Here is a 23649-nt window from a genome sequence, read left to right on the forward strand (position 1 = left end):
GATGGGAACTAACCTCATGAATAATTCCCATACTCGACGAGTTTAAGAGTTACGAATGCACATCGCATTGTCCCTCGGCGTTCGTTCCGCAGTACGATAAATCATCAAGGTTGCTATACTGATAAATGTTGTAGCCATAAACAAGATAGGTCCACTGGCAACATCGAGTACCACACCACCAAGTAAAGGAGCTAGAGCAAACCCTAGAGAACATAACCCTGCAGCGCCAAAGTAGCTGGCTTTCAAATGTGCTGGCGCGAGTCGGTCAATATGTACATTAATATTGGAAAACAGAATCGCTTCACTCACGCTCAGTACCAGTACACATGCCACCCAACCATAAAAATGATCAACAGGGTTAAAGACCATCATAAGTTGCGATAAAGCTAAAATAACACCACCACAATATAAACGTGCTTGAATAGACCAATGGCGCATAAGATGAAGTAAAGGAAACTGAAAGACCACTATAACTGCCGAATTAACCACAATCAGCATAGATACAAGTGTCGCAAGTTCGGGCACTTCTGCGCGTGCTAAATACTGAATTAAACTTGAGTCACCTTGCGCAAATACAAAATAAATCAGTAAATTTGCTGCCAGTACTAACAAAAATACCGTATCTCTTTTTAATATACCTAACCAACTCGTAAAGTTTGGCAAAGTTGTAGTACGGACTGTTTTAACATTATTCACTACCTTGCTGCGATGCATGATAAATAAAGCGATACATAAGCCCATGTAAGAGATAGCAGTATAAATAAAGCTAAATTGCTCTCCGTTTAACCCTGCCCATAAGCCATATAGAGGTCCTAGCGCGGCTCCCACATTGACTAAAAAATACAACATATGTAACGCCAACTCTCGATCTTTATCATCTTTGAGTTCATCACTTAATAGCGCTTTACTCGGCGCGTCCCATAATGAGCGGGGCATCGTGGCACAAAATACCGCTAAGCAAAAGGTCCATAACGAGTCTGCAAATGCCAGCGCAGTGAATGCAAATATACCAACGAATATAGCAACATACAGTAATTTGAAACGGCCATAACGGTCTGCCAAGTTACCTGTATAAAAACCTAATAAAACAGATACAACCGCTGATGTGGTCAGTAGCAAGCCAATTTCAGTGGCACTTAAATGATACTTTTGGTACAGAAGAACAGATAAGAAAGGCCACACCATATAATAGGTCGCCCGTACAAAAAAATTGCCTAATAACATCACCCAGACTAACGGTGTAAAATTGCTCAATTGTGCAATCACATTTCCTCTATCCATGATATATCCTCTATTGTTCTAATTATTTAGAAAACAGCTTAAAACCTAAAGCTAAGTTGAGGTAAAGAAAAACATCATATATATTTGATAACCCATCACATAATTATCAGCACGACTTCAGAATATTCATTCTCTCTTTCCATCTTGTAAAAAATCGCACTCCGACAATTTTTTACCCTGCTGCGCTTTAGCCTACTATATTCCTCGAAGCTCAGTACCTCTCAATTAAAATTTAGATGAAAAATATTTTCATGACGTTAGTGAAAATCACAGGCACAAAAAAAGGCAGCCCATTACATAGCTGCCTTTTCAAGAAATACGACTCTGTATTACACAGTAGTCTATTCTGGCTTTATCTGGCTTATTATGACCATTTTTTCACTTTTTTAAGTGCCATTTTTTGTTTTAGTGGCGATAAGTAATCAATAAACAATTTGCCTTTCAAATGGTCTATTTCGTGCTGTAAGACAATTGCTAAAAACTCATCATTTTCAATCGTTACAGCATTGCCCTCTCTGTCTAGCCCTGTCACTGTTACTTTAGTAAAACGCTCTACATCAGCATAATAGCCCGGGACCGATAAACACCCCTCTTGGCCTTTTTCAATATTTTCACCTGCAACCACTTCTGGGTTTATCAAAATCAGTGGCGTATCTCTTTCCTCTGAGATATCAATAATGATGATGGCTTCTTTACGGCCGACTTGTGTAGACGCAAGCCCAATACCATCATCGGTTGCATACATCGTCTCTAACATATCATCAATGAGCTGCTGTACAGAGCGCACATCAGTGACAGGGATTGCGGGGATTTTTAACTTCTCATTCGGAGCTTTAAGGATCTCTAAAACGGCCATTTTACCTCAGTATTTTTACTTGCACATACACAGTTCAAGGTAACGAACCTATCACAAAATCAACCGTGTATTTTTAACGATTTACAATAAGCACATTCTATCGTATTTAAAATAAAAAGATAAGCTTACACCAAAACCGAGGGGAGCAACTTAATAAGTCATTGAAGTTAAAGTTTTTAAATAAAATAATTAAATGCCTTACCCATGTTTTGAGATAAAGAAGAAAATGAGGAGTTGGCCACAGTACAATCGTGTTTTTATTGTGCGACAGCGCAGTTTAAAACGGCCTTGCATAGTGACAAGATTAATAGTCACTTTTTAAAACGTAGATCTTTTTGCTAGAACATTAGATTGAAATCTAATGATGTTAAGAATTATCACCTCAATAGTCCTCATACTAAGATGATAAAAACTAAACATGCTAAACCCAAGTAAAAATGCTTCGATAGAATACTAATTAACTAACTTTTTAATTCAGTAAGCAGATCATGAATTTCAGCTTTCAATTGCTTATCAATAATTTTATTGCAGGCTATCTTCGCTGCCTCTAATGCCAAAATAGCCCCTTCCTTATCACCTAGCTCCACCTTTAATGCACCAATGGAATAGCCAATTGATGAACAAAAATCTTTTGAGTTTATCGCTTGTGCTTTGATAAGGGCATGTTCATACAGGGTTACGGCAAGCGCTAAGTCATCGGTAAAATCAGCCAATGTTTCCCATTGCACAGGATGGTCTTTATCTGAGCCTTCGTTGCTCTCACACAAGAGTTTTAATTGCGCATAGTGTTCGTCAAACCTTTGCTGGTTTTGAGCTTGTGCTGCTGTCATCAAATCATCTGTAAGTGCCAATACTGATTTATATAGCTTGGTATTCATATTCTTACCCTTGTGTTTATGTGCGCTTTAACAAATAGGCTGTGATTATAGGGCTTTTTACAACAAAACAGAAACTTATAAAATAACGACTTATGGTTCACAATCCACATGCACTACCAGTGCAGTTCACACCCGTATCGTATAAAAGAGTTGTCAGCGACGTATTTTGCGTCACATCTAACTCACTTAAGTTGTTTCTCAGTACATTTAAGCTTGTTAGCTGCCCGTTGCCCCGTACATTAATCGTTGATAGTGTATTTCTTTCAACTTCTAATGTACTTAATTGAGGGTTATTACTCACATCGAGTGACGTTAAGTCATTAAAGTTGAGGTTAAGATCCACAAGTGACGTGTTATTACGCACATCAACTTGCGACAAGTCATTGCTATAAAGCCGTAATGAAGTGAGTAAGGCATTATTCGATACATCAAGATTAGACAACTTATTACTCCCCAAACTCAACTCCTGCAAATGAACATTGTTTGACAAGTCAATACTCGTAATGTCGTTTTCATAGGCTTTGAGGCTTAACAGCTTATCATTGGCAGACATATCCACCGCCGTAATGGCGTTGCGGTATAAATCTAAACTTTCCAGCATCACATTCTGACTCGTATCTAAGCTGGTTAAACTATTATCATTCACTTCTAATATTTTTAGTTGTGTGTTATTTAAAACATCTAGTGAAGACAACAGATTAGTGCCCACATCAAGGGTAGTAAGCTCAGGGTTGCTTGTTACGTTAATAGAGGTGAGTTGATTGTTGTAAACACTTAGCTCATTCAACACCGAGTGTGATGACACATCAAGTGCAGACAATTGGTTATTGTATAACTGCAAACGCTCTAACGCAGTGTTACTTTCTAGTTCAATAGAGATAAGTTGATTGCTATAGGCAATAAGCTCTTTTAATTGCACATTCTGAGAGACATCGAGCTCTGTAAGTTGATTATCTCTTACACTTAATGTCACTAACGCAGTATTTTTTGTCACATCAATGCGTTCAAGTGCATTGCCATAAACCTTAAAGTCCACTAATCCAGCATTATTAGTCATATCCAGCTCTTTGAGCTGATTATTGCCAACACTGAATTCACGTAGTAAAAGATTGCTTGACACGTCCACCTGTGTAAGTTGGTTATCATATAGGCTCAAAGATTCAAGTTTAAGGTTGTTACTGATATCAATTGCTTCAATGAGATTCTCATAGGCACGCAACTCTTTCAATTCACTCTGGAAACTGACATCAATACTGGATATGCTATTTTTACCAAAGCTCAATAACTCAAGCAACGTATTATTAGTCAGATCCAGCGTAACAAGCTGATTATTAAAGGCACTCAGTGCTTTCAAGCCTATATTCTCCGACACATCTAACGTGCTTAATTGATTATTTGCCACATATAACTCCGTTAGCAGCGTATTCTTTACTGTATCTAGCGATGTTAAAACATTATTGTTTACACTTAGGTTTGTTAAAAGCGTATTTAAAGTAATATCCAAGGTGGGTAAACGATTATTGTCTAAACTCAGTGTGACTAACTCGGCGTGTGTTGTGACATCCACCCCTGTTAATAAGTTGCTATCTAAATTGAGTGTGCGCATCAACACGTTTGCTTTCAGATCAATATCAACAATCATATTATTGCTTAAGTCTAGCTGGGCTAATTCCAGGTTTTTTGATACATCCAACTCTGTTAACTTATTGCCGCTTAGTAATAATGAAGCAAGTTGCGGATTAAGGCTTAGATCAATACGTACTAATTGGCCATTACTTACTTCTAACGATGTTAATTCGGGGTTGTTACTTAATATAATCTCACTAAATGTATTATCGTTTAAACTTACCTGAGACAACCTCGTATTATTACTTAAATCAATACTGCTTATTTGATTATTATCTGTATCTAATCTAATCAGCTGTAAATTTGCAGACACATCAATACCTACGAGTTGATTGTTGTCTAAATCCAACGTCGTTAGCAAAGGGTTGCCCGATACGTCAATATTCGTCAGTAGGTTACTATCTAGCCCTAATGACAACAGCTGTGCATTTTTGCGCACATCTATGTCAGGTAACAAATTATTATCCAAATCTAGCTGTGCGAGTTGAAGGTTGCTCGTAACATCAATACTTACGAGTTGATTGTTGTCTAAATCTAACGTCGTTAGCAAAGGATTGCCCGAAACGTCGATATTTGTCAGTAGGTTACTATCTAGCCCTAATGACAACAGCTGTGCATTGTTGCGCACATCTATGTCAGGCAACAAATTATTATCCAAATCTAGCTGTGCGAGTTGACGATTGCTCGTAACATCAATATTACTAAGTTGATTGTTGTCTAAATCCAACGTCGTTAGCAACGGGTTATTTGATACGTTAATAGTCGTAAGTAGATTGCTATCTAGCCCTAATGACAGCAGTTGCGTACTGCTGCTAACATCAACTTCCATTAGCAAATTTTTATCCAATTCTAGCTGTGCGAGTTGACGATTGCTCGTAACATCAATATTGGTAAGTTGATTATTATCTAACCTTAACGTGCTCAAAGCTTGATTTTTTGACACATCAATCGCCGCCAACTGGTTGTTGTTTATATCAATCAACGTCAACCCCAGAGCTTGACTTAACTCAATCGTCGTTAGCTGATTGTCGTAAAGCCGAAGTTCAACTAATCGCACATTATTAGAAAGATCTAATGCTAATAATTGATTGGCACCTAAGCTCAACTCTTTTAATAAATTGTTATTCGATATATCTATGGCTGTTAGCGCGTTGTCATAAACGCTAAGCACACTCAACGACTTATTATTACTCACGTTCAAATTCTTCAACTGATTAGAGTAAAGGCGTAGTTCGATTAATCTTGAATTAGCCGATACATCTACTTGCGCTAATTTATTGTTTCCCAAACTTAAATCAGTTAACTGTGTATTTGCAGTGACATCAATATTCGTTAGCTGATTATTAAATACCTTTAAGTCTGTTAACTTAGTATTTTGACTAATATCCAAACTTGATAGCTGATTATTCCCTAAATTTAGCACTCTTAGTTCAGGTAAATTAGAGAGGTCAATTGTCGAAAGTTGGTTGCCACTGAGGTTTAAAAATCTCAGTGCTGTATTATTGGAAAGGTCAATTTGAGGTAACTGAGCATTACTTAATGTGAGACGAGATAGTTGCGTTAAGTGCCTTATGCCAGTCATGGAACGTACTAGGTATTCATCACATGAAAGTGCTGTCACTTCATGGGCAAACAAGCCACCACTTTCAGTTATGCACCTTAAAAGTTGAGGATCAGTAACAATGTCTGATAGACGAACATTTTCCTTAAACTGAACAGTAATCGTGCAGGCTGATTGAATATTGCCTGTTGTGAAAGTATTACCCGATATACTTCCACCACACCCATTGACTGTATCAATATAATAACCATCACTGGGCGTCAAGGTGATACTTGTCTTCTGCCCAGCCGATACCGTTATATTCGATGCGCTAACAGTACCTAAACCTGTAGCACTCACTGTCACTTGATAAGTCTGTGCTATAGATAAGCTGGCATTGTCACTCGCACCTCCGCCACAACCATATAAAAATATGCTAAAGCACAGTAGGAACAATGTGGTCTGAGTAACTTTCATCTGCAACACTTCTTATTTTTGCGTATGCAACTCATCACATTTATGTGTCTAACGCTTCAACAGGCCCAGGAGATAAAGGCGTATTTACTTGCATCAACGCCAAACAGTAAAAGCAATGAATTAGTATTGGTTTCTAACAATATTAGCCATAAGCCAAGCGAATAGATAGCAAATTTTTATTCCAGTGCTTCGAGCTCCCATTATCTAATCCGCTACCAAGACCCCTTACATACTCATTTTCAAACGCGTATTAGCGGCAGCTTTCGCCATTTCTTCAATATACTTAATGGCAATCCAAGGATCTGTTTCATCGAATAGATGCGACGCATATGCCATTTTCACCGATTTAGAATTCGTACTAATTTTATTGAGTTCAGTTTGAGAGCGATCCCATGATTGCGTATAAGCGTCTACATCAGAGTAGCGCATTTTTGTCTGACGGATTGAAACATGGGGTAAACCACGCGACAACACAGTAATTGGTAGCCCTTGAGGAATTGTATAAATACTAGAGTGGCTTGATGCTTCAGCAAAGTCTTCAAAAGAATGTGTATTTCTTTCCCACTGCATGATCCATTCCATCGTTTTCCAACCATCAGCACTCATAGAGTGCTTCATATCGTTAAACCAAGATTCGTGCGCAGAATCTATAAACACAATCCCTTTCACAACATTGGGGTTTTTATGCGTGAATGCTCGGGCAACAAAGCCACCAAATGAATGTGGTACCAATACTAAATTTTTCCAATTCAGTGTCTTAGTCAACAAGGTTAACTCATCTGCCAATTCCGAGATCCCCCTTACTTTTGGCTTTGTATACCCGCTTTGGCCGGTTCCTGCTCTGTCATAAAAGCAAAGTTGGTAACCATTCGGCTTTAAATTATGGAAGGTATTTTTAAATGATGCATGGGCGTCTAAACCCATTCCAGCCATAAGTAATACAGTCAACTCCCCAGAGCCTTTACAGACATATGCTAGTTTATTGCCATTGATGTCGACAAACTGAGTATCATGTTCATCCGCCCATAGGGGGTCAGAAAAGATAATGAGTAAAAAAACCATTAAATATGGCATGTCGCGCAGTCCTTTTTCACGTTAATAAACATTAATATACATCCAGAGAAAATAATAACAACAACAAATTTATAGAACTGCTTAACCTAAAAATACTAATTTTAATCAATATATTAAACTTTTATTTGCAACGTAACTTAACCCGCTATACTTCTCCATTGAAACCTATATGTGTAACGCAACTCTCGGAGTGAATATGCTAAATACACTGATCGCCATCGCATTGCCAATTGCACTTATTTTTATCATGGTTGGCGTGGGTTTAAGTTTAACAATTGATGACTTCAAACGCGTTTTTAAGCAACCTAAGAGCTTTATAATTGGCGCTTTGTGCCAGTTATTCATCCTTCCTTGTAGCGCGATTATCATCATATCTATAACGGGCTTGCAAGGAGAGCTGGCCGCAGGCTTATTTATCCTGTCGCTCTGCCCTGGTGGCACAACCTCAAATTTATATAGCTACTTAGCAAAAGCTGACGTCGGCTTATCTGTCTCTCTTAGGCCTTGTTGATCAAATAGCTAACTACCAATCAATTTCTCAGTTTTAACTTTGTTGCTGATATTTGGGCATACCTAGCCCATTCATTTTATTTATTGCCTTCACTTTAATCATCGTTTCAGTATGCTGACTATTGAATTGACGACTTTTCAGCTTATCACCCATTAATTGTTTAAAACAATACATCGCCGTCTCGGCAAGTGAACGAAGATGGTACCCTGAATTCATTTTCCACTGCGTTAACCCTATTTGGTGCATCATAAATATGGCATTGTTTCTGGGGTGTCCTTCTTCCCAGTATTGGGCATTCTCTCTTGGCGGTACCCGCATAATCGCACCTTTTGCTGCGACCTCCTCATAGCAACTGCGTGTGTCATATGCTCCATCACCTGTGACTCTGTCTATATTCCTACGCAGTGGCCTGATTAAATCGGCAAGGGCTTCACCATCTGACACATTTACCATCGACAGCTCAGCACCCACAATATCGTGACTTGTCGCATCAACGGCCAAGTGCAATTTTCGCCAAGTTCGGCGCTTAGTCGCACGATGTTTTCTTGTATGCCATTCACCATTTCCATACACTTTAAGGCCCGTGCTATCGACCACAATATCTATAAAGCCTTTGCCTGCGCTTTTTCTATATTGCACATCAAGTGTTTTACTGCGTTTGCATAAACAGCTATAACCCGGTGATTGCAGCGAGGTATCCATCGTAGTAAGTAAGGAATTTACAAACCCTTCTAAGGCCCTGAGTGGCAAATGGAATACGGCCCTTAAGGTTAAACACGTTTCAATTGCTAAATCAGAATAGTAATTTGAACGACCACGGCCACCGTGCTTTTCAGTATTCTGCCACTTTGAGATGGCACTATCACTTAGCCAAATGTTGATGTTACCGCGTTGAACTAAAGCACGATTGTACTGTGACCAATTCCTAATTTTCTTCTTCATTTCAAGGCATGGGTTAAGGCATTTTATGATCTGATCACACCAAACCAAAGAAGTTCAATTATTTAGGAAACAAGGCCTCTCTCTTACTGCCATTATTGGCTTTATTACCCCTTTTACACTGCCATTTTTAAGTATTTGGGCAATCAACACATATGTAGGTACACACTCAACAATCACACTTCCTCTCATTGAAACTTGGTTAAAACTCATGGTGATCACCGTATTTCCTGTGATAATTGGTATGGTGATACGTAATAAATCACCTTCTTTGGCTACACGCGCTCAGCCATATGTTAGCGGGTTCTCCATTATTATTTTGGCACTTGTCATTATCAGTATTTGTAGCAAGCTGGGCTACCAAATTTTCGAATACATTGTGCTCGCAGGGCCTGCGGCATTAATGCTCAATACAAGTACTATGTTATTAGGCTTTACTGCAGGCCACTATCTTCTCAAGAACACCGCACAGTCACGTACAATCACTCTAGAAGTCGGGCTTCAAAATGGTACGTTAGCACTTTTAATCACCACCGGCATGCTCAATAACACTGTTATGTCGATTGCGCCGAGTATTTATAGTTTGCTTATGTTTTTTACAGCCAGCTTATACACATCTTTGGTATTAAAAAATGATTTGAAAAGCCCATACATTAATAACAACAGGGCGTAATTGACTATAAATACCTTATAAATAGCGAGCATATTAAGGCTCGCTTAGCCTCTAAAAACTTACAATACCAAGTCTACGTGTTATTTTTCATAAGAACCGCTTATTCTATTGAACGGCAAACTAAGCTAAGTCCCCTCATAATAACAAGCTTCTCATTAACATAATTTTCTCAACTTAGTACTGCCTTTACCCCTACTCTATCGATAAGGTAAGTCGTCGTAACTATCTTAGCTACGGGACTCCCTACGACCAATAAAAAATGTAATACACATTAAAGTCTTAACTTAAGCTCATTCATTAAAAATAAAATTATGAATTATGTTATTTAATTAAAAATATTCTGTTTTAACTATCAACACAAAATACGTAAACAGGAAATTACGATGAGAAAAAAAACAACACTTAACTTAATCGCAGCTAGTTTACTAGTGGCTCTAAATCAAGCAAGTGCACAGAGCTTTGATAATAACGCTGATGGCTATGATCCTACTAAGCATGTCTGGGAATATACCTACCAACTAGCTGGCGGCGATCCACTCGTTTTTCAACAGTGGCACTTACAAAATACAGGGCAAACAGCTGGTGCAGCTAACCCAGGAAAAGAAGGGATTGATCTAAACCTCGATTTTACACACCGACGCGGTATTTTTGGTCAAGGTATCAATATAGCAATCATTGATGACGGCCTTGCCACATATCACCCTGACTTAACATCGAATGTAACCCAAGGCACAACACCAAATCCAGATCCGTATATTTACGAGTACTTTTCTAACGGTCGTAATAGAATTGATAATCATGGCACTATGGTAGCAGGCATTGCAGCAGCCTCAGCTTTTAACAATCATGGTGGTCGCGGTGTTGCCCCTAGCGCAACACTGACGGGTGCAAATTTAATTGGTAACCAATCTAATGTACCTGGTTTAGCACTTGCTATCCGCTCAGTCATGGATATGGATGGCGCAGTTCAACCTATGAATAAGTTTACTGATGCCCGAGTAATTAACCAAAGTATTGGCTACACATTTAGCGACCCAACTATTTATAATACGTACCTTGGCTTCTTCGAAAACATTGCAGATGTGCAGCAAATTGCTGCAACACAAAGCCATGGCGGGAGAGGTTCAGCATCAATAAAGTCTGCGGGTAATGACCACTTTATTGGCGGGCGCTGGAGTGACCGTGAAAAAGGTGAATTAACGCTCGTTTACCCAAATGCTTACGCATTACCAGCCTATAACACATCGGTTGCAGATCCATCTAACGCCAACTTCTGGAATATTACGGTATCTGCTCTAAATGCAAATGGCACACTCGCCAATTACTCATCAGCGGGTTCTGCGGTATTACTTGGCGCACCTGCCGGAGAATACGGTGTTCACAGCCCTGCGATCGTTACAACCGACCTACCAAAATGGTGTAAAGACCAAGCCCAGAATCAATGCGAATACCCTGTTTATACCAATGGTATGAATGGTACGTCTGCAGCGGCTCCAGCACTATCTGGTGCGACAGCTTTGATCATGTCAGCAAATCATCAGCTATCTTGGCGTGATGTAAAGCACCTTATGATCACAACAGCGACCAAGGTCCATGCAAACAGTGCAGCGCGTAATATTGGTGACTTTGAAGCTATTCCAGGCTGGCAGGTAAATGCAGCAGGTCTTGCTTTTCACAATGATTACGGCTTTGGTTTAGTAAACGTTGATGCAGCAGTCGAAAAAGCACTACAAACTGGTACTATTTTACCTGAATTAAAGGTGCGTAACTACGACGTTGCTGTATCAGGTGACACCGCAATATATGATGACTTTGTTGCTACAGAATCTGTACACCAACAAACTGAAAACCTTACTGTTGAAGGCGTACAAGTGCGATTGAGCTTAGACCATGAGCGTCTCGGTGATTTATCTGTTGAACTCATTTCTCCAAGTAACACACGCAGTGTATTACTTCATGCAGGAACGGATCTTGAAGGCACTAAGTTTGACAATACCCTAATGCTATCAAACCACTTCTATGGTGAAACAGCCAAGGGTGACTGGAAACTTCGTATTGTAGACACGAACGCCAAAGATGGTTGGAGTGAGAGAACATACGATGTTGCAAGTGGTGAGTTCATTGAGGGCTCAGTAGTAAACTTGCCGCAACGCGCTGATAAATATCAGCCTAACAATAGCCAACCAGGTAACCTTATCGGTTGGAATATTCGCTTCTACGGCCATTAATACATAATAATATGCCAGTCATTGAAAGCCATGGCTGGCATATCTTATCGCCGTTAATTAAAGTCAGAGTCATTATATCGGTCTGATTGATACTAATAATACGATTATGCTCTTCAATTAGTTACCCCCTCCTCTCTCTAAAACATCCAGAGCCTCCTTTACACAAAGTGATGTTTATAAATTAACGTTATTGACTAAAATTTACATTAGTTCGATCTACTAAGAAAATGGCAATGTAAATGAAAGGTTACACGCAATAGATTGTAATTTAACTTAACATCGTTTTATATCCTTCCAAAAAAACAGGTCATACCACGTATAAAATACCCACAAGGCATTGCAATCCAAGTGTATCTCAGATTACTTCTAGATTACTCAATAACGAGAAATTAAGGATATAACATGAAAATAACACTTTCTGCTTTGGCAATCTTCGGCGCTTTAACAAGCACGTACACCTCGGCATCTGAGATAGATATGACGCCAAACATTGTTGGTGGTAGTGAAACCCCGGCATACTCAAGACCTTATCAAGTTGCCTTACTCATGAATGGTCGACAAGGTTGTGGTGGTACATTGCTCAGTCGAGATTGGGTGCTCACCGCTGCGCACTGTTTAGATAGCGCCTCAACCAGTAGCCTCACGGTAAAAATAGGGGCTCACTCGCTATCTCAAAATGATGGCCAAGTATTGCGCGTCTCTCAAATCATTAATCATGAACAATGGCGCGGTGCCAACGGTATTCGCTCAGGGTACGACATTGCGGTATTGAGGTTGGCCTCTCCTGCCGACGCAAAATATACCCCCGCTAAGCTGCCAACCACAGAAATTGAACGTCAGTATGCCAATATCGGTAACGCAGTCACGGTCTCTGGCTGGGGGTTAACCTCAAACAGAGGTCGTCCGAGCGACCGCTTATTAGAAGTCGCACTACCCGTGATAAGCAATGCCAGTTGCTCTAGCCAGTTAAATTATAATATACCTAGTTCCGTCATTTGTGGCGGTGGTCAAGGGGGTAAGTCAGCCTGTAATGGTGACAGTGGTGGCCCATATGCTGTGCGAGTTGGTAACGATTTTTACAGCATAGGGACAGTCAGTTGGGGAATTGGCTGTAGTGGTGCAACCGCATTTACCCGTACAACTAGCTACTTAAACTGGATCAAAGATAAAACAGGTCTGAACGACCCGATTGATGCACCGCCAGTGGCTGATTTTGATGTACAAGTGAATCAATTCAACGCGCAATTTACTGACCGCTCAAGTGATGATAAAGCCATTGCATCACACTATTGGCAGTTTGGTGATAGCCAAGGCGGCACATCAAGTGATGTAAACCCGAGTTATCAATTTTCGCAAGCGGGTACCTATACCGTGAGTTTAACGGTTACGGATTCAGCACAACAAACCCATACAACGACTAAGTCAGTACAAATTGGCTCAACGATGCCGTGTAATGGGGTAACGCCGTGGAGTGCCACAACGGCCTATGCCTTAGGTGATAAAGTCAGCTACCAAGGCTTTGAATATGAGGCAACTTGGTGGTCACAAGGGGCAGCCCCAGATAAATATAGCCAAGTTTGGAAAAAAGGCAGTGCCTGCTCAGACACCACAGATCCGGCTCCAACTGTCGAGTTTTCAGTGACGACCTCAGGATTAGTTGCCACATTCTCCAACTTAAGTCGCGACAATGGTCAAATCACACAAACAAATTGGTTATTTGGTGACGGCAATAGCAGCACTGAATTTTCACCTACACATAGTTACCGAGCTGCTGGTGATTATCAAGTGAGTTTAAGTGTGACAGATGATCAGGGGCAAGTGAGCCAAGTGACCAAAACAGTGTCCGTGTCTAATGGCGATAATACAGGATGTAATGGCATTCAGCCTTGGTCTGCAGAGCAAGTTTACCTTGCGGGTGATCAAGCCACAGTAGGAAATATCATTTATCGCGCGAATTGGTGGGTGCAAGGAGAAAACCCAACATCTTCTGGCCCATGGGGTGCGTGGCAAGAAAATGGCAAATGCCAATAAAAATTAAGGTAATTGTTTTATTAGTCTTTCAACCTGACTTTTAAAAAACCTAAGTCCCATGTAATCTGAGCGGTATGAACAACATACTTGTCTAACTTCATGGGACTTAATCAACAAACTTCATCTGAATTAATGCGTCTTGGCGAACGTATAAAAAGCGTGCTTAAACTCGCCCTTTCGGACCTTACACCGCATGTTCACAGTATCAACTCTCTGACTACGTTTTTAAATTATCATCGCTCCAATAGTCAGCGGGTATTTACAGCGCAAAAGTCAGCCGACGGCCATCAAGTCCTGTGTGCACTGCCCGGCGTCAAAGCATTACAAGAGTTTATCGAAAAAGCGTCACCGTATATTTCGATCTCAACCCATGAAAAGTTAAGTAAAGCTCATCAACTCTATGCTAATGCCATCGCACAAAATGCGTCAAGCCATGCCGATTTAAAGCGTCAGTTAAACGCATTACATGATAAAAAAGGCCCATCTAAAAGCGATAATCGAGCACAGTTATATTACGCAGCTAAATCACTATTGGGTTTCAGCGTTGAGCATGTGTGCTGTAGCTATGTATTGACGGTCAACCCAAGCAATAATCACTTTTTGCAAGAAGTCGCGATGGTTAGTAAGCTAGGTATACAACGCTCACCAGATGCAGCCCCCTTTGTGCAATTTTATTCTCACCCACACCCAAGTGATTTTGATAAACCCGCTCGCTTAACCCAAACATCAAAAATAGAACAAAATAAGTTCAGTATTGGCATTGTCGAACCACTTTCTTCTGCCGGGTTTTATAATGCCTATACCAGCTACTCAGTCAGTAATTCAGGAATGGTTTTTGATGATATTCCAAACGTAAACACATTAGATGCCACATTTATATTCAATAACCCAGATGAACTTGTCAATCCACTTACCCACAGTAGCCAATGTACATCAACCAGTATCTCAATTAAAAACCCCGCAAAAAAGCTCACTCTACTGGTTTTTGTTGATAAAAAGATTAATGCCACCAGCAACGTGAAAGTTGGCTGTTACCATGGCAATCAGAAAGTCGAAGAAGGAAAGCTCAATGCCGCAGACATGTGGACAGAGCGGCTACCTGATTTCCCGCAATTACAGGTTGTTTCATTAGAGTCGCCACAAAACTATATTACTGAACATCCTGAGCTGGCTGAAAAGATCGCATTTTTACTCAATTACAGTGAACTCGAAGATACCCAATTTGCTTGCTATGTGATGGAAGTAGATTTTCCGATTTGGTCTTCTACTTATCGTATTTATTTTGAGCACAGTGAATAAATAAACGTATTGCGTTACAAAACCTGATTACCTTCCGTAGGCAGCATAGTTAATATGTTGCCTACGGCCGCTTCATTCATACATCATTTAATCACTGCGGTGTTCAAAACTAAACGCTTGCTCTTTAATAAGCTCACCAGAGCCTGAACTCGGCGTACTATAAAACTGCACTTGCAATTTATCGTCTTGATTATTTAACGTGATATGCGCGAAGCCCCATGTAAAACTCTTTGACCAAACTAAATCATACTCTGGATAACGCTTTTCTTGCTGCTGTGCAAATGGCGTGTGCTTCCCCCGCATTTTTGATGCCGCCCCACTAATTATAAGTGGTAATTTGGCTTTTTTATTGCCAGGCAATACACGTGAGCAATCATCTGTTAATAGCTCTAAATCGTGTTCATGCCCTGCAATATAAGCATCGGCATATTCACAAAGCTCAGGCAAAATCAAACGCCGCAAAACATGACCTTCGTCGTACTTACTGCCGCCAATAGACCAGAGAATATGATGTCCATATACAATTTTCCATTTTGCTGTCGAGCTTTTCAAACCATTAGCTAACCAAGCCAGTTGCTTATGATCTTCCCCATTAATCGGCACTTCATGACGCTCTATGTCTTCAATTTCAGCTTCACCACTTGCCAATGCTGTTGCAAGCCCTTGCTCCGAGCCATCACTACGCAGAGGGATTTCATAATAATGCTGACCTGATAAAAGCATGTTCGTATCGAGTACAAAAAACTCCACATCATTTCCCGCATTACCTTGTTTAAAGCTGTAGTAACCGCGCTCATCCATATGAAAGTTAGGCTGAGAGGCCATCCATTTTGTTTGTAACGCAACGCCCTTTCTAGAGGTTTTCCAATCGTGATTACCCAATGCCGAATACACAACGAGATCAGGTTGCTGTGTAAATAGCGGTTGCAACGGCTTTAAAATCAAATCATCCATACGCTTTTGGTCATCTTTACCATCGTTCGCATCAGCACCATCAGGGTATATGTTGTCACCCAATTGAATCGCAAATTGACATAACTCAGAGGAACATAGCTGCGCCATCGCTTTACCAACCGCTATCGCCCCCCCTTGCTCCGTGGCAATGTTCGTTTCTGGATAGACATAAATAGGTGCATGATTGAACTCTTCTAACGGGCGATGTTCTGCTATCCAGTCTTTTTTCTCTGCTGCAATAAATTGCGTTTTGGTTTTGGGATTAACAATATGTTTAGTCTTTGGGTAATCGGTATGATAGCCCCCGTCACCCAAGGCCAAAAAAGCGATACGATTGGTGCTACTCGGTTGTTGTGCATTATTACTGAAAGCCGTACTGGCGCACCCAGCTAAAATAGTCGACGTCGCTACCATGCTATAAAATAAAAAGTTGTTCATGTTCATTGCCGCCAGCTCTCACTAACGGCCCTCTTCAATTTTCAAAAAACTATAGTGATGTCAATGTAAAGCCCAGTTCAAAAGAGCGACCATAGCTTTCATATTGGTAGTTATAATCTGACGTGCCGTGATATGCATAGTAAGGTTCATCCGTTAAATTAACGGCATTGAAATACAGTTGTGCTTGCTCAGTTACATAATACTTTGCACTAAAATCGAGTTGCATATGCGCGTCTTGGTAGACACGAGCCCCATTTTCTTCAAACATAAAGCTCTTGCTTTTATAGCTAGTACTGAGTCGTGCGCTGATGCTGCGGCTCTCATAGCCCAACATGATATTGGCAACAACATCTGATTGGTTTGGTAATTTATCATCAGCATCAATGAAGGTACCATTGGCAGAAAACATCAAGCCATTATTAAAGTTTTTTGTATACGCAAGTTCAAGCCCAGTTAAGCTGGCTGCTCCTCCATTCACTGCTTGAACAACTTCTTTGTACCCCTCCCAGAGTCCGTTATCCTGCACTTGTTCAATACTGATAAAGTTATCTATGTCTTTATAAAATATCCCAGCGGATATCACACCAATATTACCTGGGTAATACTCTATCGACATATCCAAATTATTAGATTCATAGGGGTCAAGCGCAGGGTTACCCACTTCTGCTTTGCGCTCCACTTCGATGTTGCCATCCTCTAGAGTTGTTTCAGTTTCGACTATTTGAAATGCCGCAGCATCCGAAAATCCAGGGCGCGCAATGGTGTTAGTATACGCAAAACGCGTAACAAGCTGTTCTGTAAAGTCGTAACGGACCGTTAAATTGGGCATAATATGGTCGTAGTCTTTATCAGCACTAAATCTGCTTATATTAACTCGTTCAGTATCGGTGATCTCATCTTTAATTAACTCAACCTTGTTACCTAATGTGCTAAAGTCAGTGCCTTCATAACGTACACCACCAATCACTTGCCATTGACCCATATCAACCGTCAGCATCGCATAGGCACTTAGCACTTCCTCGGAAATATGGTAACTGCGGCCTTTACTGTCAATATCTGTATCTAACTGATTAATATCAAACTGCGCTCGGTTTGTTTTCACAAATTGGGCAATACCAGCGCGAGATAAACCTGGCCCGAAATCACCGATACTATATGAAGGTGATGCACTACCAAATTGACTGGCTAATGCATCATCAAAGCCACCATCAAAAACGGTCGCATGGGTATCATTAACTTTTTCCCGCTCTGAGTATTTGACACCGAATTTGAGTTCACTATTAAAACCAGAAACAACAAAATCTTTTGATAAATCAATTTTTAAACTTGTTGCGTCATCTTCGGTACTATTGTTTTCCCACACAACTTCATCCAGTTCAAAACGGTGTAAATCGTGTGCAGCATCATTACGGCTTAAGGTAGGTGTTTCACCTAAGCTACCATATCCTATCATGAGGCTTTCAGCTGAAAAATCAGCATCAATACGGTTAGGTTCTTTTTCGCTAGATTTTGAGTAACCCACACTATATTCAACAAACCACTCTCTCAGTTGATGTTGACCCCCTAGCACCAGCGACATAATTTTTTGAGACTCATAGCGGTCTTTTGTATCTCTATCCATTTCAGCATTGCTGAATACCGCAGAGGTAGTCGTATGAGCCCCTGCGACCAATGTCCCTTTCTCAAATTTGTATTCATTGCGCTGACGAAACTCATCATCTGAGAACTCACTAAACAGTGTGCGTAAGTAATATTTACTCAATTGGCTTGATTGTAAATCTAAATTCAGTGCCGCCCCTACTCGTTCGCGCTTGATCACATAATGGCGTTGCTCTATTTCTTGTGCACCAAATAGGCTCACATCTGCGCCTGTAGTGTCTTCAACATCAAACAATTGCCAGCCACCGTCAGTTTCCATATTGTGTGAACCGAACTGGCGCTGTGACCAAGAAACGGCCGCGGCAACACCTAAATCATACTGTTTCGACAAAGCGACTATATCGGTGAAACTCCCTGATAACTTTGGACTCGTTTTATCAACTTGCGTATTATTCGTTGCCTGTGCAGTAACACTATAACTGCGGCCTTCTCTATCAAAAGCACTTAAACTTTTAACTTCAATGCTCCCGCCAATTGCACTGGCATCCATATCAGGGGTGACTGTTTTGCTCACCTCTAAGCTTTGCACTAATTCACTGGGGATCACATCCATAGCGACACTGCGCACCCCCGATTCAGGTGACGGTACATTCGCTCCGTTTATCGTGACGTTATTTAAACTCGGGTCAATCCCCCGGATCCCAACAAAACGACCCTCCCCCTGATCTCGCTGAATAAACATGCCTGGCAGTCGCTGTAACGCCTCTGCTGCATTTTGGTCTGGTAGTTGGCCGATTGAGTCACTACTTACAATTGATTTAATGCCCACCGCATTCTTTTGCCGGTTCAAAGCACCAGCTTGTCCTGCACGCTGGCCAACCGCAATCACATTCTCTAGTAAAGCCTCACCTGTTCCTAATTGGATATGTTCCGTGACAGCTTTGCCTGCAATAATACGGATCTCTCGCTCAACAGAAGGCGCGCCCAGGTAATCAACCACTAATGTGTATTGACCTTCAGGTAAATTACGTAACTTAAATGAACCATCTCGCGCAGAATTTACACTGCGTCCGAGTTCTTTAATCGTCACTTTCGCCCCTTCAAAATAAATTGAATGAGCTTGATCACTGATCCGCCCTTGGAGCGTATTAGCGTAGCTACTTGTAGCCAGTAAGGCACAGGTCGTTGCCAAAGCCAATTTTGAGCGGATGAATTTTGACGGGGTTGATACTTTCATTTTAATTCTCTTTTTGCACAGGATCATTAGTTCCGCTTTAAGCGGCAGTGCGGCAAAGGTAAGTAAAAGCTATGAAAGAAATATGTCACTACAAACGTGATACATTGAAAAGGTGCACTTAATAAGGTCATTTTTGACCTTTACAGTGACTTATGAGCTTATTTGACCTCCCATACTCCGTATTTTGCTGGCTTAATTGCAATAAATAGTCGAAAAACCGCGGTTTTTGTCATAATTACGTACACTTTAATGAGCTAAAGTGACCCTATTAGCATAAAGCAGATCCTTATAAAGTAATTTAGAACGCCGTAAACAACTCCCATAAAGACAGCGACACCTATGCCTCATTCTTTTATTAAACTCCATACAACATTATTAACTACATTGCTTTTGATGCTTTGCTTCACGCTATTCATAGTCTATCAACTCGGTACCTTAAAACCTTTACAAGAAATCGATTGGATTGACTGTATTGGCGAAGGGGGGATCACGGTAATGACCCTAATTTGGCTGCTTGCCACCCTCGTAATGCGGCCCAAGGGTTTAGTCACAAATTTACTATTTTTTGGTCTCAGCGCACTACACATTTCTTTATTATTAGACTTTTTAGATGAGTTTTTCATCTTCTCGCACCATTACAGCTGGCTAAGTAGCCTAGAGGCTTTTCCGGCCGTTATTGGCATGGGTATTATGAGCGTTGCGATGTATTATTGGAGCCATGAGCAACACGTCCTCAATCACCTACTTACCAAAAAAGAACGCTTTTATCGCACTCATGGTTTACATGACTTTATTACCGGCTTATATCGTGCTGATTACATGAAACGGCAGATTGAACAAGAACTCTGTGGGCTGTCTCAATCATCGCAGTGCTTCTGTGTTGCTTTATTTGATATCAAGGGCTTTGCACATTTTAATCTTCAGCATGGTTCCCTACGTGCCAATAACTTACTGTTTGATATTGGTCAAATAATCACTTTAAACCTGCGCAATACCGACTTAGCGTGTCGTTTTGCCTCAGACCGATTTATCGTGCTATTACCTAAAACCAATCACTTAGAAGCCACCTACATTACCGAGCAAGTAGCCAAAATGGTGGCACAACATACCCCCTATGACCTAAATCAAACCATAACAGGCTTTAGTCAACTGCATTGTCATTGTGTTGAGGCCACGAATACAGACACGCTCACAACTTTACTTTTTCAACTAAACGAAGGATTAGCGCAACAAAAAAGAGCATTAGTGGCATGAAGCAATATTTTGATGCAAAGGCAGCTAGTTTAAACAGCCATGATGTGCTGTTACCCCTTGTTGAAATGGCCATGCAGCGGGGCATTAACAACAATAAGCTACTTAAGGGAAGCAAGCTTTTTTACACCGACTTACAGAGCCCCCATAAAAAAGTCAGTTTTGAACAACTCAATACCGTCATAAATAACGCCATTCTGTTACTTCCTAGCGATGGCTTAAGCTTTTTATTAGGACAACACTGGTTGTTCAATCAGGTGAGTTATAGCGGCCAAGCCCTGCTCAATAGTAAACACTTAATGCAAATGAGCCGGGTGATACAAGTCAAACAATTTGCTTTATGTCCTTTTGTGTTTTTTACGCCTTATCGCAGCCACAGCCATACTCATTATGTTGTTAACTTTGCGATTGCGTTACCTCAACCTAAAGTGACTCAATTTTACTTTGAAATGATCGCGGCCAAAATAAATGCGTTATGTAAATGGCGCTTCAATTTCACACAGAAAATATGCATTAAATTCCCGTTTAGCCCCCCTCAGCACCTCGAACAATATTATGCCCATCTAGGCGTGCAATATCAGTTTGATCACCCTTGCTTTTGTATTTCTATACCCAATGAAACATTAACCGTACCTCAAGCAACAACAACCCCCGTCATGCAGCAATACTATCTACAACAAGCTCGCACAGCACCAAACACTATCGGCTTTATTCAATACCTTTGTGAGCTGCTTATCAAAGACCCTAAAATTGGCTGCGAGGAGGTTGCACAACACTTGAGGGTAAGCCCTGCAACCTTAAAGCGTAAATTAAAACAACATAATACTACGTTACAGACCCTCAAAGATGCCTTACAAAAGCAGCATGCTGTAATTAATATCGGTGAGCGTGGTTATTCCAATGAACAAACGGCTGATCATTTACAGTTTTCTGATGTAACCAACTTTCGACGCACGTTTAAACGCTGGACAGGTATGACTCCCACCCAATTACGCAACATCATGACATAGACTAACTCATTAGGGTTTCAGCCCATAACATGAAGCCCGCTTAAAATAGCCCATTAGTGACTTAACTCAAAGCCGCTAGCTGCGTAACCAGTGCAATTACCCATTCGCTGGAATGATCTCCCAATCAGTACATTGTAAATGGTCACTGGTCGCGTGGCATAATGCAGACCAAATAGTGACAAAATGCGCTTTTTGAATATCACTTCCGCTGTGCATTATGCTATTTGAGATGGCTTTTATCGCCGGCGGAGCAAAAATATAAGGGTGAGCATTTTTATACTTCTTATATATCCAACTATCTTGACCAAACTTATCTTTCAATTGTTGTTTACGCAGTGAGTGTTGATCATTTTTCTCTTTGACCTTTTGCCCACTATGGATCAGCTCCGGTTTTTTCGTCGCTATTTTCGTCGATATTAGATTTGGCAATGGCACATTGGCTTGCGTTGTCATTTGCGTATAACCGTCTTGCATTAATCGCAATCGGTTATTTCCCGTCGATACTATTGTTGATGCAAGCGTGGCAGGCCAGACTCTATCGAGTTGAATTTTTGACAAGGTTGACGCACTGTGAATTCCCATATATTCATCTGGTAACCCCAACATATGGCCAAACTCATGCGTCATCACTACATATTTATGCGGTACTGTACGCTCAATATTAGCAGGTGTTCGGATCACAATAAGTGCCCCACCATCTTGCCCTGAAACCGTGTGGTTGCGCGCGCGACTTTTTAAAAAATTAACCGCATCTTTTGCCCATTGAGCTGATGTATCAGACACAATGGCAAAATTATCACCCACGATGCGCTGATTAATATAATTCGCAATTGCCGTCGCACGCTTAGATTCTAAATTATTGGTAAACATACTGTCATTTTTACCCTTAAGGCCAATGACATATGCTTTAATACCCTGAACATCAGGTGTTCGCCTTAACCTAGCAATACTAAGAAAACGATCCAAATACGTCTTCATACTCGGCGCAACCACATGTTGATTCGATGAAAATGTTAAGTAGTCACCATCGCCAGCAGGTAGTAAACCTCTTAACCCAGAGCGGATCAACCCTTCTTTGTAGTTAAAAATCTGTTCTTGATTTTTAGTAATATCAACGTCATTTGCAAAGTTATTAACCCCACATACATGCGGCACAACACCATGGTTTATTCCGCCGCTAGACTTATAACGCGCAAGCTTACCTACTTCTATCACATACCGACAATAGGCTGGGTTGCTGACTTCTGCTATAACGAAGTCAATGTCCATCACGAACTCTTCCCAGTTTTGTTTGGTGCAACGAATTTTATACATGTTTGACCATTTCTCTAAAATGACACGACGTGCATTGCGCTTAAATTCATTTTTTTGTGTCATCGTCCATGAAAGTTGATCTTGTGTGTTATCAATAAAGCGATAAAACACTTTGATAATAACCGTGATCTTCTTATTATGGGGCGATACTTTTAAATCAAACTTGCCAATATTCGTCGCAGGTACAAAGTCCTTAACCGTTAATCGCCCTCGTATACCATCCCTAATAAAATCGTCTTTCATCCTAGACCTTTTTCATTACCAAAATAATTATTGCGCACTATAGCCCAACGTTAACAACGGATCAAAGTCACATGCTTAAACTAACTATCTGTTTTATGTACTGTTTAAAAAAGAAGCATAGAATAAAAATGGCAATAGATCAGATCGAACGTGCTATAGGTTTTGCTTTTCCTACGCTAGGAACCATAAC

The 23649-nt window shown here is 40.6% G+C and carries 15 protein-coding genes and 1 pseudogene; 7 read left to right on the forward strand and 9 right to left on the reverse strand.

What is annotated here, in order from left to right:
• Nucleotides 1-42: 42 nt before the first annotated feature.
• The 5 genes from PCIT_RS13030 to PCIT_RS13050 form a co-directional block, all read right to left on the reverse strand.
• The gene (locus PCIT_RS13030; RefSeq protein ID WP_010366720.1) at nucleotides 43-1281 is read right to left on the reverse strand and encodes an MDR family MFS transporter; all 1239 of its coding nucleotides are present in this window, start codon (nucleotides 1279-1281) and stop codon (nucleotides 43-45) included.
• 364 nt (nucleotides 1282-1645) lie between these two features.
• Nucleotides 1646-2137 carry a peptide deformylase gene (gene def / locus PCIT_RS13035; RefSeq protein ID WP_010366721.1) on the reverse strand — a complete coding sequence of 164 codons (492 nt, stop codon included), beginning with the start codon at nucleotides 2135-2137 and terminating at the stop codon, nucleotides 1646-1648.
• Between the two features lie 461 nt (nucleotides 2138-2598).
• Nucleotides 2599-3015: a hypothetical protein gene (locus tag PCIT_RS13040; RefSeq protein ID WP_010366722.1), complete on the reverse strand. Its 417-nt coding sequence runs from the start codon at nucleotides 3013-3015 to the stop codon at nucleotides 2599-2601.
• A gap of 97 nt (nucleotides 3016-3112) precedes the next feature.
• Entirely contained in the window at nucleotides 3113-6658 is a 3546-nt protein-coding gene (locus tag PCIT_RS13045) for a leucine-rich repeat domain-containing protein (RefSeq protein ID WP_010366723.1), read from the reverse strand.
• A gap of 225 nt (nucleotides 6659-6883) precedes the next feature.
• Complete coding sequence (locus tag PCIT_RS13050; protein WP_010366724.1) at nucleotides 6884-7732, reverse strand: alpha/beta fold hydrolase; 849 nt, start codon at nucleotides 7730-7732, stop codon at nucleotides 6884-6886.
• Between the two features lie 196 nt (nucleotides 7733-7928).
• On the opposite strand from PCIT_RS13050, the gene PCIT_RS13055 reads away from it, so the two are divergent.
• Nucleotides 7929-8243, forward strand: a complete 315-nt coding sequence (locus tag PCIT_RS13055) for a bile acid:sodium symporter family protein (protein ID WP_010366725.1) — start codon at nucleotides 7929-7931, stop codon at nucleotides 8241-8243.
• Between the two features lie 33 nt (nucleotides 8244-8276).
• Here PCIT_RS13055 and PCIT_RS13060 read toward each other — a convergent pair whose 3' ends face one another.
• On the reverse strand, nucleotides 8277-9185 hold the full coding sequence (locus PCIT_RS13060; protein ID WP_192992806.1) for an IS5 family transposase: 909 nt from the start codon (nucleotides 9183-9185) through the stop codon (nucleotides 8277-8279).
• 88 nt (nucleotides 9186-9273) lie between these two features.
• On the opposite strand from PCIT_RS13060, the pseudogene PCIT_RS13065 reads away from it, so the two are divergent.
• The 4 genes and pseudogenes from PCIT_RS13065 to PCIT_RS13080 all read left to right on the forward strand — a co-directional run.
• Nucleotides 9274-9855: pseudogene (locus PCIT_RS13065) on the forward strand (bile acid:sodium symporter family protein); the annotation flags it as partial.
• 383 nt (nucleotides 9856-10238) lie between these two features.
• Nucleotides 10239-12083, forward strand: a complete 1845-nt coding sequence (locus tag PCIT_RS13070; RefSeq protein WP_010364619.1) for a S8 family peptidase — start codon at nucleotides 10239-10241, stop codon at nucleotides 12081-12083.
• Between the two features lie 402 nt (nucleotides 12084-12485).
• On the forward strand, nucleotides 12486-14114 hold the full coding sequence (locus PCIT_RS23235; RefSeq protein ID WP_010364618.1) for a trypsin-like serine protease: 1629 nt from the start codon (nucleotides 12486-12488) through the stop codon (nucleotides 14112-14114).
• Between the two features lie 87 nt (nucleotides 14115-14201).
• Nucleotides 14202-15413, forward strand: coding sequence for a hypothetical protein (locus tag PCIT_RS13080; protein WP_157592811.1), 1212 nt, complete (start codon nucleotides 14202-14204; stop codon nucleotides 15411-15413).
• Between the two features lie 87 nt (nucleotides 15414-15500).
• Here the strand turns inward: PCIT_RS13080 and PCIT_RS13085 are convergent, their stop codons facing one another.
• Both PCIT_RS13085 and PCIT_RS13090 read right to left on the reverse strand, forming a co-directional pair.
• The gene (locus PCIT_RS13085) at nucleotides 15501-16805 is read right to left on the reverse strand and encodes a metallophosphoesterase (RefSeq protein WP_010364615.1); all 1305 of its coding nucleotides are present in this window, start codon (nucleotides 16803-16805) and stop codon (nucleotides 15501-15503) included.
• Between the two features lie 49 nt (nucleotides 16806-16854).
• On the reverse strand, nucleotides 16855-19641 hold the full coding sequence (locus tag PCIT_RS13090) for a TonB-dependent receptor (RefSeq protein ID WP_010364614.1): 2787 nt from the start codon (nucleotides 19639-19641) through the stop codon (nucleotides 16855-16857).
• A gap of 339 nt (nucleotides 19642-19980) precedes the next feature.
• On the opposite strand from PCIT_RS13090, the gene PCIT_RS13095 reads away from it, so the two are divergent.
• Together PCIT_RS13095 and PCIT_RS13100 are read left to right on the forward strand one after the other, a co-directional pair.
• The gene (locus PCIT_RS13095; RefSeq protein WP_010364613.1) at nucleotides 19981-20895 is read left to right on the forward strand and encodes a GGDEF domain-containing protein; all 915 of its coding nucleotides are present in this window, start codon (nucleotides 19981-19983) and stop codon (nucleotides 20893-20895) included.
• Nucleotides 20892-21902: a helix-turn-helix transcriptional regulator gene (locus tag PCIT_RS13100; RefSeq protein WP_010364612.1), complete on the forward strand. Its 1011-nt coding sequence runs from the start codon at nucleotides 20892-20894 to the stop codon at nucleotides 21900-21902. The genes PCIT_RS13095 and PCIT_RS13100 overlap by 4 nt, the downstream gene beginning before the upstream one ends.
• Before the next feature lie 96 nt (nucleotides 21903-21998).
• Here the strand turns inward: PCIT_RS13100 and PCIT_RS13105 are convergent, their stop codons facing one another.
• Nucleotides 21999-23459 carry a hypothetical protein gene (locus PCIT_RS13105; RefSeq protein WP_010364611.1) on the reverse strand — a complete coding sequence of 487 codons (1461 nt, stop codon included), beginning with the start codon at nucleotides 23457-23459 and terminating at the stop codon, nucleotides 21999-22001.
• Between the last annotated feature and the right edge of the window lie 190 nt (nucleotides 23460-23649).

The sequence above is a fragment of the Pseudoalteromonas citrea genome, assembly GCF_000238375.3.
Taxonomy (GTDB): Bacteria; Pseudomonadota; Gammaproteobacteria; order Enterobacterales; family Alteromonadaceae; genus Pseudoalteromonas; species Pseudoalteromonas citrea.